This window comes from Streptomyces sp. NPDC047971 (assembly GCF_040653355.1).
Lineage (GTDB): Bacteria > Actinomycetota > Actinomycetes > Streptomycetales > Streptomycetaceae > Streptomyces.
On record NZ_JBEZNW010000011.1, the window covers coordinates 162817 to 178025 of the forward strand.

Consider the following 15209-nt stretch of genomic DNA (forward strand, 5'->3'; position numbering starts at 1 on the left):
GGAACCCCATGACCCTGACCACCCCCGCCCTCTCCGTCGACGCCCTCATCGAGTCGGTCCTCGCCGGAGAGCACGGCCCGCTCCCCTCCGAACGCGTCGCGACCAGCGTGTTCTGGATCCACCACGGCACCCGCCTGGCAGGCGGCGACACCACCTACCTCAACCAGTACGTCCTGGTCCGCCTCGGCGGCTCCTTCGGCGGCTGCGCCTTCGAGGCCGGCGAGATCGACCCGTCGATCTGCCGCGACTTCTCCGGCACCCCGCTCGACGTCCTGCTGCGCGAGGCCCCGCGACCGCTGCGGATCGCCGCCCTCGACGCCTACCTCTCCGACGTCCGCCCGCACCGCGTGGCCGCCGGGGAAGGCGCCGCCGAGCCCGTCACCCTCCCCGCCGGTACCCCCGAGACCCGCGCGAAGGCCCGCGACGCGGCCATCGCCGGCCTGCTGGACATCGAGGAGGGCGCGAAGGTCGGCCTCATCGGCGTCGTCAACCCCCTCGTCGCGGCGATCCGCGAGCGCGGCGGCCACCCGCTGCCCTGCGACTTCAACCTCAAGGCCACCCAGTGGGGCGACCCCGTCACGGACGACATGCACGAGGTGCTCGACCGCGCCGAGGCCGTCGTCGCCACCGGAATGACCCTGAGCAACGGCTCGTTCGACACCATCCTGGAGCGCTGCCGGTCCCGGGGCGTCCCGCTGATCGTGTACGCGCAGACCGGGAGCGCCGTCGCACGCGCCTTCCTCGGCTCGGGAGTGACCGCCCTGTCCGCGGAGCCGTTCCCCTTCTCCCAGTTCAGCGCCGAGGAGACCGCTCTGTACCGCTACCGGACGGTGGACGGCGCGTGATTCCCGCCGCGCGCCCGGCGGGACCCGTCCGCACCGGCACCGGGGACGCGCCCTGCCACCACGGCGAGATCCTCCAGGGGGTCTTCCTCGACGGCGACGGACACCGGTGCGCCGGCCTGGTCACCCTCCCGATGGCCGGCCCGGGCAGCGGCGCCGAGTTCGTCCGCCGTCCCGGAGCCCCGCCCAGGGCGATCACCGTCGTGCCCGCCGACCGGACGAAGGCCGCGCATGCCGCGGCCCTCGCCGTCGACGAGTGCGCGCGGCAGGCCGGAGTCCCGCTCTGCGGAGGGGAGTTGCGGGTATCCGGCGACATCCCGGTGGGCCTGGGCATGGGCAGTTCCACGAGCGATGTGATCGCCACCGTGCGGGCGGTCGCCGACGCGTACGGCCTGCGGCTCGCCCCCGAGACCGTGGCCCGGCTGGCCGTCCGCGCCGAACTGGCCTGCGATCCGCTGATGCTGGACGGCCGGCCGGTGCTCTTCGCCCAGCGCGAGGGCCGGGTCCTGGAGGTTCTCGGACCGGCGCTGCCGCCCCTGGTGGTCGTCGGCTGCACCCTCGGCGGCGGGGCGCCCGTGGACACCCTCGCACTGCCCGTGCGGGAGGCCGACGCCACCGACATCCGTGACTTCGAGCGACTGCGCGCGCTGCTGCGCCGGGCGGTGGCCACCGGTGACGCCCGGCTGCTCGGCGAAGTCGCCACCGCCAGCGCCCGGCGCGGCCAACAGCTGCTGGCGCACCCGGAGTTCGACGACCTGACCGTCATCGCCCGTCGGGTCGGGGCGGTGGGGGTGCAGATCGCCCACAGCGGCGCGGTGGCGGGCGTGCTGTTCGACGCCGCCGCGCCGGGTCTGCGGCACCGCGTACGCGGCTGCCTGCGCGCCCTCGACGCCCACGGCATCCCCGCCACGCGGGCCTTCACGACCTTCACCACCATCAAGGAGATCCTGAATGGACCAGCACATCGCGGAGGCGATCGGCCGGCCGGACCTGATACGGCTCGACGACCGGCTCGTCTGTCTGCGCTTTGAGACGATGAAGGTGGTCTCCGCGCTCGCGGCGGTACGCCATCTGCTCGACACCGGAGCCGTACGGCGCGGGGACACGCTGCTCGACAGCTCCAGCGGCATCTACGCGTACGCGCTCGCGCTCGCCTGCCACCGGCACGGAATGCGCTGCCACATCGTCGGCTCGACGACGGTCGACCACACGCTGCGCACCCAACTCGCCGTCCTCGGAGCGACGCTGGAACAGATGGAGCCGTGCAGCGACCTCAAACTCGATCAGAAGCGGCGGGTGGAGCGGATCCACGAGATCCTCGCCGAGCACCCGGAGTACCACTGGATGCGGCAGTACCACGACGACATCCACTACCTGGGCTACCGCGCGATCGCCGACCGGGTTCGGGAGGCGACCGGTGAGGACCGCCTCACCGTCGTCGGCGGGGTCGGCTCGGGGGCGTCGACCGGCGCCCTCGCCCGCTACCTGCGGGCGGCGCCCGAGGGGCGGGACGACGTCCAGCTCGTGGGGGTCCAACCCTACGGCAGCGTCACCTTCGGCGCCGAGCACGTCTCCGACCCGGAGATCATCATCGCCGGGATCGGCAGCTCCATCCCCTTCGGGAACGTCTCGCACGCGCTGTACGACACCCTGCACTGGATCTCCTTCGACGCGGCCCTCGCCGGCAGCGTCGACCTGCTCCGCCGGCACGCGGTCTTCGCGGGCCTCTCGACCGGCGCCGGCTACCTGGCCGCCCGCCACGAACGCGACCGCGCCCCCGAACGGACGGTCCTGTTCATCGCCCCCGACACCGGCCACCGCTACGTCGACACGGTCTACGCCCGCCACCGCGAGGCCGCCCCGCTCACCGCCCTCGCCCCCAAGGACGTCGCCGGCCGGAGCGAACTGGCCCTTCCCTGGTCCCGCATGGCGTGGAACCGCGCGGGGGCGCCGGACGCGCGGGGCGAGAGCGCGCCGTCCGGCGGACATCCCCGCTCCCTGGGCTGATCCGCCCTTCGCAGAGCTTCCTGTGAATCGGGCCGGGGAGTCCGGCCGTATGTCCGCTTCGAGCCGCTTCCGGTGGGTGACGGGCCGTCCGGGCTCTCAGGAAGCTCCCAGGATCTCTCCGGGGGCGGTCAGGGAGGGCTGACAGCGTCGGTGCCGTCCGCCGCACCCCGACCCGACGTGGAGCACCGCTGTGGCCACCTTCCTTCGCGGCCTCGGCCGCCTCTCCTTCCGGAGGCGCCGCACGGTCGCCTCGCTGTGGGTCGTCCTGCTCGTCGGGGCGGGGGTGCTGGCCGCGCGGGCGGACGCACCACCGCCGAACGACTTCTCCATGCCCGGTACGGAGGCGCAACAGGCGTACGACCTGCTGGACGAGCGCTTCCCGCAGGTGAACGCCGACGGCGCGACCGCCCGCGTGGTGTTCCGGGCGGAGCACGGCAAGGTCACCGACCCGCTGGCGCGGAAGGCCATCGGGGAGACGGTCCGCGCGCTCGGGAACGCCCCGCAGGTCGCCCGCGTCACCGACCCGTTCGCCGCGCGGTCGGTGAGCCGGGACGGCACCACCGCCTACGCGCAGGTCTCCTACCCCGTGCCCGCGACGGAGCTCGACGAGGGCTCACGCACCGCGCTGCGGGAGACCGCCGAGCGGGCGGGCTCGGAGGCGCTGACCGTCGAGGTCGGCGGCAACGCGGTCGGCTCGGCCGCCGCCGGGCACACCTCGGAGGCCGTGGGCCTGGCGGTGGCAGCCGTCGTGCTCGTCATCACCTTCGGCGCGCTCGCGGCGGCCGGGCTCCCGCTGTTCACCGCCGTACTGGGGGTGGGGATCGGCGGACTGGCGATCCGGGCGCTGGCGGATCCGCTCGGTCTCGGGCCGACGACCTCGGGCCTGGCCACCATGATCGGGCTGGCCGTCGGCATCGACTACGCCCTGTTCGTCGTCTCCCGCTACCGTGCCGAACTCGCCCGTGGCCGGAGCCGTGAGGAGGCCGCCGGGCATGCCGTCGGCACGGCGGGATCGGCGGTGGTGTTCGCCGGGCTGACCGTGGTGATCGCGCTCGCGGGTCTGTGCGTGGTCGGCATCCCGCTGCTGACGCGGATGGGCCTCGCCGCCGCCGGCACCGTCGTCATCGCCGTGCTGATCGCCGTCACCCTGATCCCGGCCCTGCTCGGGATCTGCGGCCGCCGCATCGGTCCGGCACGACCGCGGCGATGGGGGAGGGCCGCGGGCGGGAGCAGCGATCCGGCCGCTCCTCGGGCGGCCGGCGCGGGCGAGCGCTGGGCCCGCCTCGTCGTCCGGCGCCCCGTCGCCGTACTCCTCGGGGGCGTCGCGCTGCTCGGCGTGGTCGCGATCCCCGCGGCCTCCCTGGAGATGGGGCTGCCCGGGGACGAGAGCAAGCCGGCGTCGACGACCGAGCGACGCGCCTACGACCTGATCGCCGAGAGCTTCGGTCCGGGCTTCAACGGCCCGCTGACCGTCGTCGTCCGGGCCGAGGGCGGCGGCGGTGCCGAGGCGGCGGCGAAGAGCGTCGCCGCCCGGATCGCCGGCAGGCCGGACGTCGCCGCCGTCGGACAGCCGCGGTTGAGCTCGTCCGGCGACACCGCCGTGCTCAACGTCGTCCCGGCCGCCGCGCCGGCGGGCGCGGAGACGGCCGAGCTCGTGCACGGGCTGCGCGACCCGGCGCTCGCGGCCGCGAGCGACGCCCGGGTCCTGGTCGCCGGTACGACGGCGATGAACGTGGACGTCTCGCAGAAGCTCTCCGACGGCCTGATCCCGTACCTCGCACTCGTCGTCGGACTCGCCTTCCTGCTGCTCATCGTCGTCTTCCGGTCCCTCCTCGTGCCGCTCAAGGCCGCACTCGGCTTCCTGCTGTCGGTGCTGGCCGGACTCGGCGCGGTGGTGGCCGTCTTCCAATGGGGCTGGTTCGCCTCGATCCTCGGAGTCGCGGTACCGGGGCCGGTGATCTCGGTGATGCCGATCTTCATGGTCGGCGTGGTCTTCGGACTCGCCATGGACTACGAGGTGTTCCTCGTGACCCGGATGCGCGAGGCGTACGTGCACGGGCAGTCGCCGTCGGACGCCGTGATCAGCGGGTTCGAGCACAGCGCCCGGGTGGTGACGGCGGCGGCCGTGATCATGATCTCGGTGTTCGCCGCCTTCGTGGGCTCCGACGAGCAGATGCTCAAGACCGTCGGCTTCGGACTCGCCGCGGCCGTCCTCTTCGACGCCTTCGTCGTCCGCATGGCACTCGTACCGGCCGTCCTCGCCCTGCTCGGCCGGCGCGCCTGGCACCTGCCCGCCCGGCTGGACCGACTCGTCCCCGACCTGGACGTCGAGGGCGAGCGGCTCGAACACGCCCCGCGCGAGGCGGCGGTGGCGAGCGCACCCGGTGCGGGCCCGGACTCGGCCGTCGAGCCCGCGGGAAGCGGCGGAGGCCACCCGTCCGGCGGCTGATCCGCCCCCACCACCCCGCCGTGCGCGCCCGCCGCGCGATGCGTGCGATGTCCGAGCACGTGGCCCGCGCGGTGCGCGTGATGTCCGAGCGCCCGCCGTGCGCGGTGTGCGTGATGTCCGAGCACCCGCCCCGCCGGGTGTGCGTGATGTCCGAGCACGTGGCCCGCCAGGTGTGCGCGATGCCCGGCACCCGCCCGCCTGGTGTGCGCGGTGCCCGGCACCGCCCCGTCCGGTGCGTGCCGGTACGCCCCGCCCCGTACGCCTTCCCGCAAGGAGTCCGCCCGTGTCCCCCGCCCAGCCCCCGCGCTCCGCTCCCGCCGTACCGCCGTCGCGCCACGCCCTCGAAGGGGCCCTCTCCGTCGTGACCGCCCTCGTGGTCATGGCCGCCACGGCATGGGCGGCACTGGCCCTCATCGGCGCCGAAGCCGTCGCGCCGGTCTCCCGCCTGGTGCCGACGGTCCTGAGCATGGCCGTCGGAGGCGACGTCACCATGGCGTCGGCGGCCTCGGCCGAGGCCGGGCCGGGCGGCGGCCTCGGCGGGCTGCTCGGCGGCCTCGGCGGGGCACTCGATCTCAGCCTGACGGGCGAGGCGGCGATGACCCCGCTGACCCTGACCTTCCTCGGCACCGCCGTCCTCGCGATCGCCTTCTTCCGGCCCCTGCGCCGCCGCCCGCGACCCGAGCCCCTGATGCTGTGGGCCCGGTGCGGTGGCGCGCTGGCGGCCGCGGCGGTGGCCCTCCCGGTCCTGGCCGGCATGGGGCGGGGCACGGCACGGCTGCCCGACGGCGTGACGCGGCGCTTCGGCGACGGCGCCGCGTCCGGGGCGTTCGGCCGCCTCACCGGCGGCGGTGAAGACGGCCTCGTCCGGGGTCTGTTCGCGGTCGCCTTCGAGACCGACACCGCCGCGACCGTCTTCTTCGGCCTGCTGTGGGTGGCCCTCGTCCTCGCCGTCGGCTGCGTGGCGGCCCGCCGTACGACACTGCCGCGGTCCCTCGCCCTGGGCGCGCCGCGACGGAGGTGGAACGCCGTCGCGTCCACCCTGACCGGGACCGGAGCTGTGCTGTGCTGCTCGGCCCCGGCCGCCGCGATCGTCGCCCTCGCCGCCGCCCTGGCCGGCCGTGAGCGGGCCGCCGAAGCGGCGGGGCTGCTGCTGCTCGTCGGCCCGAACCTCGTCGCCGCGCTGCTCACCTCCGGCCTCGGCACCTCCTGGGAGGCCGGCGTGCACCGCGTGCGGCCGGAGGGCGGCGGGCCGCTCGGCATGTTCGGCGCCGGAGCGCGGGGCGGGCCCGCGGACGCGGACAGGTCCGTGGACATCGGCGCCTGGTCGGCCGTCGGCGTACCGGTGTGGCCGATCGCCCTGCTGCTCGTGCTGCTCCTGCTGACGACCGCCGGGTACGTCGCGGCCGGCCGTACCCCCGCGCGCACGGCCCGGGAGGAATCCGAGTCCCTGCTCGGCCGCCACGCGGAGATCGCCCTGCGCATGGGCATCGCGGTCGGTGTCTCGGTGCTGCTGCTGCCCGCGGCGGCGCGCGGTTCGCTGAGGGTCGGCATCAGCGCCATGGGGAGCGAGGTGGGGGGTGTCGCCGCCGGTCTGGACGCGGCGCCGGGGCTTTCCGCGCTCGTCGGATGCGTCCTGGCCGCCCTCGCCGCGTACGGCGGCAGCCGGCTGCGCGCCGGCCGGGCCGGTGACCGTGACCGAGCCCCGGCGGTGCCCGGCCCCGCGCTCCGGTCCCGGCCCGAACCACCCCGCGCCCGATCCGGGCGGGGGGCCACGCCGGGACCCGCATCCGCGCCGGGGCCCGCATCCGCGCCGGGGCCCGCATCCGCGCCGGGACCCGCGTCCGCGCCGGGCCCTGCGCCCGCGCCGGGACGCCCGTCCGGGCCGTGACCTCCATCTGCGTCCGGCCCCGCGTCCGGGCCGGGACCTGCGTCCGCGCGGGGACGCGCGTCCGGTCCCGCGTCCACGCCCGCGTCCGGTCCCGCGTCCACGCCCGCGTCCGGACCCACGCTTCCCGGGCCGGAGGCCCGTCCGGCTCCGCCCCGTGAAACCCCGTGTGGTCTCCTGAGGAGCCCGCCGGCCCACCGGCCCACCGGCCCGTCTGCCCATGTCCGCGAAGGAGGAGATCCACACCATGGCGGCACCGACACCTCCCTCCCGTACCGTGGGGCGCCCCGACCATCTGCTCGTCGTCGACGACGAACCCACCGTCCGGGAACTGCTGCGCACCGCCCTGCGCTACGCGGGCTTCGACGTGGACGCCGCCGCCACCGGCCGGGAAGCGCTCGACCTGGCCGCCGGGCGCACCCCCGACCTCGTCCTGCTCGACGTCATGCTCCCCGACATGGACGGCTTCGAGGTGATCCGACGGCTCCGCGCCCAGCCCCGCTCGCCCCGGGTCGGACAGGGCGGCGACGTCCCGGTCCTCTTCGTCACCGCGCGCGACGACCGCCAGGACCGGCTGCACGGGCTGCGCCTCGGCGGCGACGACTACGTGACCAAGCCCTTCGACCTCGAAGAGCTGATCGCCCGGATCCACGCCGTGCTGCGCCGTACCAGGGGCGAGCTGCCCGCCCGGATCCACGTCGGGGACCTGGCACTCGAACCCGACAGCCACCACGTCACCCGGGCGGGCCGGACCGTGCGACTCTCCCCGACCGAGTTCCGTCTCCTGCACTTCCTGGTCGCCAACGCCGAACGGACCATGACGAAGAACCAGATCCTGCACAGCGTGTGGGAGTACGACTTCGGCGGCGACCCCAGCATCGTCGACACGTACATCAGCTATCTGCGCCGCAAGGTCGACACCGGCGAACCCAAGCTCATCCACACCGTCCGCGGCGTCGGCTACGTGATCCGCGAGCCCCGTCCGTGAGGCGCCCGATACCGCGGCCGCCCGGGCGCCGGCCGAGCCGGCTGTCGCTCCGTACACGTCTGCTCTGCCTGTCCATGGCACTGGTCGCCGTCGGCCTCCTCGGCACGGGAGTCTTCGTCACCACGGCCCTGCACTCCTACCTCCAGGACCGGGTCGACGACCGGCTCCACCTGACCGGCCGGATCGCGTCCCGTCTCTCACCGCCGTCCGGCACCGGCACGCCCCCCGGCGTACAGGCGCTCAGCGTCCTCGGGGACACGACCGTGACCTATCTGGACGCCGACGGGGCCACCCGACGGTCGTTCGAGACCAGCGCCGTGCTGCCGGGCGGCGGTCCCGACCTGCCCGGTCTCGACCGCGCCGCCGTCGTCGCCCACGAGGGCCGCCCCTTCACCGTGCCCGCGCACGACGGCGACCGGAGCTGGCGGGTCATCGCCCTGACCCAGCCCGCCCAGGTCTTCCCTCCCGGACAGGCCGACGCCCGGGGCAGCGTCCTCGTGGCCACCTCCCTCGACGAGGTCGACCGCACCGTCGCCGAGACCCGGAACCTGTCGCTGACGGTGGGTGCCGCCCTGCTCGCGGTCCTGGCCGTCGCGGGCCGCTTCGCCGTCCGCTCCGGGCTGCGGCCACTGACCCGCATCGAGGAGACCGCGACGGCCATCACCGCCGGCGACTACTCCCACCGCGTCCCCGCACTGGCCGCCCCCCACACCGAGGTCGGACGCCTGACCGACTGCCTGAACCAGATGCTGGGCCGGATCGACACGGCGTTCCGGGCCCGCGCGGAAGCCGAAGCCAGGACGCGGCGCTTCTTCGCCGACGCGAGCCACGAACTCCGCACGCCCCTCGTCGGCATCAAGGGCTACACCGACCTCTACCGCATGGGCGCCATGCCCACGCGCGAGGACGTCGACCAGACGATGACCCGGATCGCCGCCGAGTCCGAACGCCTCACCCGGCTCGTGGAGGAGATGCTCCTCCTCGCCCGACTCGACGAGGACACGCACCCGGGCGTCGAGACCGGCCGGGGACCGGCCTTCGCCCTCGACCTCGCCCCCATGGACCTGCGCACCCTGGCCGCCGACGCCCTCCACGACGTCCGCGCCCTGGACGCGGCCCGACCGGTGACCCTGACCGGCCCCGACGGCGGAAAGCCGGCCACGGCCCCCGCCGTCGCCGACGAGGCCCGGCTCCGCCAGGTCGTCACCAACCTCATCGGCAACGCCGTCGCCCACACCCCCGCGGGCACCCCGGTCCGTATCGGCGTCGGCACCGCGGGCACCCACGCCGTCCTCGAAGTCGCCGACGAGGGCCCCGGTCTCACCCCCGCCGAACGCGACCGCGTCTTCGACCGCTTCCACCGCGCCGACGGCTCCCGCACCCGCGCCACCGGTGGTTCCGGCCTCGGCCTCGCCATCGCCCAGGCCCTCGTCACCGCGCAGGGCGGCCGCATCACCCTGGACACCGCACCGGGCGAAGGGTGCGCCTTCCGCATCGAACTCCCCCTCCCGGCGCCGCCCGTGCCGTGAGGACGGCGCGGGGGAGGCCGGACGAGCGCCGACCCCGTGAACGGGAGCGGGGCCGCCCCCGGCGCACGCCCTCTCAGGCGTCCGCCGGGGGCGGCCCCACTCGTGGTCGAGCCACCGCCGGGGGCGGCCCCGCTCGTGGTCGAGCCACCGCCGCGCGGCGGCCCCGCTCGTGGTCAGGCGTCCGCCGCAGCGGCCCCTCCGGTGGTCTCGAAGGCGCGCAGGATGCGTTCCGCGGCGAGCGTCGCCGTCAACGTGCCCTCCCTGACCTGCTGTTCGAGTCCGGGGGCCAGGGAGCGGACGGACGGGTCCGCGTGGAGCCGGCCCAGGAGCTCGTCACGGACCATGCTCCACGCCCAGTCGACCTGCTGGTCGCGGCGGCGTGCGGCGAGACTGCCCGTCGAGTCCAGCAGGGTGCGATGCTGTTCGAGACGCTCCCAGACGGTGTCCAGGCCGGTCGACTCGCGGGCGCTGCAGTGCAGGACGGGCGGGGACCAGGCCGCGTCCCTGCTCTGCATCAGCCGCAGGGCACCCGACAGTTCGCGCGCGGCCGTGCGGGCGTCGCGCTCGTGGGGGCCGTCCGCCTTGTTGACGGCGACCACGTCCGCCAGCTCCAGGACGCCCTTCTTGATGCCCTGCAGCTGGTCGCCGGTCCGCGCGAGGGTGAGCAGCAGGAAGGAGTCGACCATGTCGGCCACGGCGGTCTCGGACTGGCCGACGCCGACCGTCTCGACGAGGACCACGTCGTAGCCCGCCGCCTCCATCACCAGGATCGACTCACGCGTCGCCTTGGCGACGCCGCCCAGCGTCCCCGCCGTCGGGGACGGCCGGACGAAGGCGGCGGGATCCACGGCGAGACGCTCCATCCGCGTCTTGTCGCCCAGGATCGAGCCGCCGGTCCGGTTCGACGAGGGGTCGACGGCGAGGACGGCGACCCGGTGACCGAGGCCGGTCAGCATCGTGCCGAAGGCGTCGATGAACGTCGACTTCCCGACGCCCGGCACACCACTGATCCCGATCCGGCGCGCCTTCCCGCTGTGCGGCAGCAGCTCGGTCAACAACCGCTGGGCCAGGGCCCGGTGCTGCGGGCGGGTGGACTCGACGAGCGTGATGGCGCGGGCCACGATCGCCCGCTTCCCGTCGAGCACACCCTTCGCATACGCGTCGACGTCGATCACAGGTCGTGCCCGAGGCCGGCCGACAGCCGCCGCACCAGGTCGTGCGCCGCGTCCGGAATCACCGTCCCCGGCGGGAACACGGCCGCCGCTCCCATGTCGAGCAGGGTGGGGACGTCCGCCGGCGGGATGACACCGCCCACCACGATCATGATGTCCTCGCGGCCCTCCGCGGCCAGTTCCTGCCGCAGCGCCGGAACGAGGGTCAGGTGACCGGCCGCCAGCGACGACACGCCCACGATGTGCACGTCCGCCTCGACGGCCTGGCGCGCGACCTCGGCCGGCGTCTGGAACAGCGGGCCGACGTCCACGTCGAAGCCCAGGTCGGCGAAGGCGGTGGCGATCACCTTCTGGCCGCGGTCGTGGCCGTCCTGGCCCATCTTCGCGACCAGGATGCGCGGGCGGCGCCCCTCCTCCTCGGCGAAGGCGTTCACGAGGGTGCGGGTGCGCTCCACGGACGGGGAGTCGCCGGCTTCGTTGCGGTACACGCCGGAGATCGTACGGATCTGGCTCGCGTGCCGCCCGTACACCTTCTCCAGGGCGTCGGAGATCTCGCCGACCGTGGCCTTCGCACGGGCCGCGTCCACCGCGAGGGCGAGCAGGTTGCCGTCGCCGCGGTCCGCCGCGTTGGTCAGCGCGCGCAGCGCGTCCTGGGTGACCGCCTCGTCGCGCTCCTCCCGCAGCCGCCGCAGCTTGGCGATCTGCTGGGCGCGCACGGAGGAGTTGTCGACCTTGAGGACCTCGATCTGCTCGTCCGCGTCGACCCGGTACTTGTTGACGCCGATCACCGGCTGGCGCCCCGAGTCGATGCGGGCCTGCGTGCGGGCCGCGGCCTCCTCCACGCGCAGCTTGGGGATGCCGGCGTCGATGGCCTGCGCCATGCCGCCCGCCCGCTCGACCTCCTGGATGTGCTGCCAGGCGCGGCGAGCCAGGTCGTACGTCAGCTTCTCCACGTACGCGCTGCCGCCCCAGGGGTCGATCGCCCGGGTCGTGCCCGACTCCTGCTGGATGAGGAGCTGGGTGTTGCGGGCGATCCGTGCCGAGAAGTCGGTGGGTAGGGCGAGCGCCTCGTCGAGGGCGTTGGTGTGCAGCGACTGGGTGTGGCCCTGGGTGGCCGCCATCGCCTCGACACATGTGCGCGTGACGTTGTTGAAGACGTCCTGCGCCGTGAGCGACCATCCGGAGGTCTGCGAATGGGTGCGCAGCGAGAGGGACTTGGCGTTCTGCGGATCGAACTGCTTGACCAGCTTGGCCCACAGCAGCCGGGCCGCCCGCATCTTGGCGATCTCCATGAAGAAGTTCATGCCGATGGCCCAGAAGAAGGAGAGCCGGGGGGCGAACGCGTCCACGTCCAGGCCCGCCTCCCGCCCGGCCCGGATGTACTCCACGCCGTCGGCGAGGGTGTAGGCCAGCTCCAGGTCGGCCGTCGCGCCGGCTTCCTGGATGTGGTAGCCGGAGATGGAGATGGAGTTGTAGCGCGGCATCCGCTGCGAGGTGTAGGCGAAGATGTCGGAGATGATCCGCATCGACGGCTTCGGCGGATAGATGTACGTGTTGCGGACCATGAACTCCTTGAGGATGTCGTTCTGGATGGTCCCGGCCAGCTTCTCGGGCGGTACGCCCTGTTCCTCGGCCGCCACGATGTACAGCGCGAGCACGGGGAGCACGGCGCCGTTCATCGTCATCGACACGGTCATCCTGTCCAGCGGGATGCCGTCGAAGAGCTGGCGCATGTCGTAGATCGAGTCGATGGCCACGCCCGCCATGCCGACGTCGCCGGTCACGCGCGGGTGGTCGCTGTCGTAGCCGCGGTGGGTCGGCAGGTCGAAGGCGACGGAGAGGCCCTTCTGGCCCGCCGCCAGGTTGCGCCGGTAGAACGCGTTGGACTCCTCGGCGGTGGAGAAGCCCGCGTACTGACGGATCGTCCAGGGCTGGTTGACGTACATCGTCGGGTACGGGCCGCGCAGATACGGGGCCATGCCCGGATAGGTCTCCAGGAAGTCCAGGCCCTCCAGGTCCTGCCCGGTGTAGAGCGGCTTGACCGCGATGCCCTCCGGGGTCTCCCAGAGCAGGTCGTCACCGCCCGCCGCCTTCTTGACCGCCGACCGCCACTCGTCGGCGCCGGCGTCGGCGGTCGGGGTCCCCAGCTCGATCGCGGAGAAATCGGGGATGGACATCAGGACACTCCCATGCGGTCGAGCGTGGCGGAGAGTACGGCGACGGCGTCGCAGCCGGCGAAGACGAAGGAGTCGACACCGGCGTGCTCGGCGGGACGTCCGGCGAGGAACACGTGCCCGGCGCCGCTCGCCCGGAGCTCCTGCGCGCGGGCCTCGGCCTGCTCCTCGTAGAGCGCGTCGCTGGAGCAGAGGCAGACCTCGCTCGCCCCGCTCTCCTCGAACGGGCCCTCGGTGACGGGCTCGATGCCGCCCGCCTGGAAGAAGTTGGCGGCGAACGTGGACCGTGCCGTGTGCGCCGCGGCCGGGCCGATGGTGGACAGGAAGATCCGGGGCCGGGCGCCCGTGGCGGCGAGGTGCGCGTCGGAGCGGGCGCGCAGCGCCTCGTACGCGTCGTCACGCCGCACGCGGGGCAGACCGCCGGACGGCGGTTCGGGCGCGGGCTCGCGCACCACCGGGTTCTCGGTGAGGTGCGGGAACTCGCTGACGCCGGTGATGGGTTCGCGCCGCTTGGCGAGCTTCGCGCTGCGGGCCGACCAGGTCTCGGCGAGCCGGTCGCGGACCGTTCCCGACCGCAGCGCGGCGGCCTGACCGCCCGCCCGCTCGATGGACCGGAAGAACTCCCAGCCGGCCTCGGCGAGTTCGTCGGTGAGGCGCTCCACGTACCAGGAGCCGCCGGCCGGGTCGATCACCCGGGCCAGGTGCGACTCCTCGATCAGGATCGTCGAGGTGTTGCGGGCGATCCGGCGCGCGAACGCGTCGGGCAGTCCGAGGGCGTGGTCGAAGGGGAGCACGGTGACGGAATCGGCTCCGCCCACTCCTGCGGCCAGGGTGGCGACGGTCGTCCGCAGCATGTTCACCCACGGGTCGCGACGCGTCATCATCACCGGCGAGGTCACCGCGTGCTGGATCTGCGCGCCCGCGCCGCCCGCTCCGGAGACCTCGGCGACCCGGGCCCACAGCCGACGGGCCGCCCGCAGCTTGGCGATGGTGAGGAACTGGTCGGCGGTGGCCGCGTACCGGAACTCCAGCTGTCCGCAGGCCTGCTCGACGCTCAGCCCCGCCTCGGTGAGCTGCCGCAGATAGGCGACGCCCGTCGCCAGCGAGCAGCCGAGCTCCTGCGCGGCCGAGCCGCCGGCCTCGTGGTACGGCAGCGCGTCCACGGTGACCGCCCGCAGCCCCGGGTACGCCTCGGCGCACCGGCGCGCGAGTCCGGCCACCGGCGCGAAGTCCGACGCCCGGCCCGTACGGGCCTCCAGACCGAGGGGGTCGGCTCCCAGGTTGCCGCGCGCGGCCTCGGCGGCGACGCCGCGCTCCGCGTACAGGCGCAGCAGCTCCTCGGCCGCGGCCTCGACCTCGTGGCCGGCGTCGAGGACGACGGGGGCGAGGTCGAGGTAGACGCCCTCAAGAGCGGGACCGAGTGAGCCGGTGGGGATGCCGCCCTCTCCGACCACCAGCCAGAGCGAGGTGACGCCGTTCTCCAGGTCGGCGAGGACCGTCGCGCTGTCCGCGGTGATGTGGCGCTGCCGTACGTCCCAGCCGCCCTGGGTGTTCCCTTCGGGCCGGCCGCCCCGGACGAAGGGGGCGAAGCCGGGGAAGCCGGGCTCGGGTGCCGTGTCGTCGGCCGCGTAGAGCGGGCGGACCCGGAGCCCGTCCTCCAGCGCGGTGGAGAGGGCGTCCTCGGCGGCCGCACCTTCTCCCTCCTTGCCCGACTTGCGCAGTACGCCGGACACAAGGTGCTGCCACTGCTCACGGGTCGCGTCGGAGAATTCGGCGGCGAGGGCAAGCCCGTCGTCGGGAAGGACTGTCATGCTCGGATGCTAGGTCAGGTGAACAAAGGAGCAGCAGGCCACGCGGCTGTGACCTTGCCCTCCTTGAACCTCCGGGGTAATCCGTTCTATGCCGTCCGCGACCCGCGACCCGCGACCCGCGACCCGTGGTGACCCGTCGACCTGCGACCTGCCGGTCCGCCGACCCGCCTGCCTCGGCCTCGTGCGGGACGCCCCACCCGGGCGGACAGCACCGAGGGGGCGCGACCGCACCGCGCGTCGCACCCCCACCGGCTCCTTCAGCGACCGGACTCCCTCGGTCCGGGCGGCGGACCAGGACCCCTCAGTCCTGGCCGTACGGGGGGGGGGGGGGGGGGAACCCGCGGGGGTGCGG

10 protein-coding genes are annotated in these 15209 nt (G+C 74.4%); 7 read left to right on the forward strand and 3 right to left on the reverse strand.

The window, feature by feature from the left end:
- Positions 1 to 8 precede the first annotated feature (8 nt).
- From AB0D99_RS13935 to AB0D99_RS13965, 7 genes are all read left to right on the forward strand, one after another.
- Positions 9 to 845, forward strand: coding sequence for a DUF364 domain-containing protein (locus AB0D99_RS13935; protein ID WP_362360122.1), 837 nt, complete (start codon positions 9 to 11; stop codon positions 843 to 845).
- Positions 842 to 1873 (forward strand): GHMP kinase, encoded by a 1032-nt coding sequence (locus tag AB0D99_RS13940; RefSeq protein WP_362360125.1) that lies wholly within the window; start codon positions 842 to 844, stop codon positions 1871 to 1873. Before AB0D99_RS13935 ends, AB0D99_RS13940 begins: the two co-directional genes overlap by 4 nt.
- Positions 1794 to 2849 carry a pyridoxal-phosphate dependent enzyme gene (locus AB0D99_RS13945; RefSeq protein WP_362360128.1) on the forward strand — a complete coding sequence of 352 codons (1056 nt, stop codon included), beginning with the start codon at positions 1794 to 1796 and terminating at the stop codon, positions 2847 to 2849. The genes AB0D99_RS13940 and AB0D99_RS13945 overlap by 80 nt, the downstream gene beginning before the upstream one ends.
- Before the next feature lie 190 nt (positions 2850 to 3039).
- A complete protein-coding gene (locus AB0D99_RS13950) occupies positions 3040 to 5298 on the forward strand; it encodes an MMPL family transporter (RefSeq protein WP_362360131.1) in 2259 nt (752 codons plus the stop codon).
- 283 nt (positions 5299 to 5581) lie between these two features.
- A complete protein-coding gene (locus AB0D99_RS13955) occupies positions 5582 to 7186 on the forward strand; it encodes a streptophobe family protein (protein ID WP_362360134.1) in 1605 nt (534 codons plus the stop codon).
- A 244-nt stretch (positions 7187 to 7430) separates the two neighbouring features.
- Entirely contained in the window at positions 7431 to 8171 is a 741-nt protein-coding gene (locus tag AB0D99_RS13960; RefSeq protein WP_362360161.1) for a response regulator transcription factor, read from the forward strand.
- A 74-nt stretch (positions 8172 to 8245) separates the two neighbouring features.
- Entirely contained in the window at positions 8246 to 9700 is a 1455-nt protein-coding gene (locus AB0D99_RS13965) for a HAMP domain-containing sensor histidine kinase (RefSeq protein ID WP_362360137.1), read from the forward strand.
- Between the two features lie 173 nt (positions 9701 to 9873).
- Here the strand turns inward: AB0D99_RS13965 and meaB are convergent, their stop codons facing one another.
- Genes meaB through AB0D99_RS13980 form a run of 3 tightly spaced genes read right to left on the reverse strand, consistent with a single transcriptional unit; the run spans position 9874 to position 14857 of the window.
- Entirely contained in the window at positions 9874 to 10875 is a 1002-nt protein-coding gene (gene meaB, locus AB0D99_RS13970) for a methylmalonyl Co-A mutase-associated GTPase MeaB (protein WP_362360140.1), read from the reverse strand.
- Entirely contained in the window at positions 10872 to 13049 is a 2178-nt protein-coding gene (gene scpA, locus AB0D99_RS13975; protein ID WP_362360143.1) for a methylmalonyl-CoA mutase, read from the reverse strand. Before scpA ends, meaB begins: the two co-directional genes overlap by 4 nt.
- Positions 13049 to 14857 (reverse strand): methylmalonyl-CoA mutase family protein, encoded by a 1809-nt coding sequence (locus AB0D99_RS13980; protein WP_362360146.1) that lies wholly within the window; start codon positions 14855 to 14857, stop codon positions 13049 to 13051. The genes scpA and AB0D99_RS13980 overlap by 1 nt, the downstream gene beginning before the upstream one ends.
- Between the last annotated feature and the right edge of the window lie 352 nt (positions 14858 to 15209).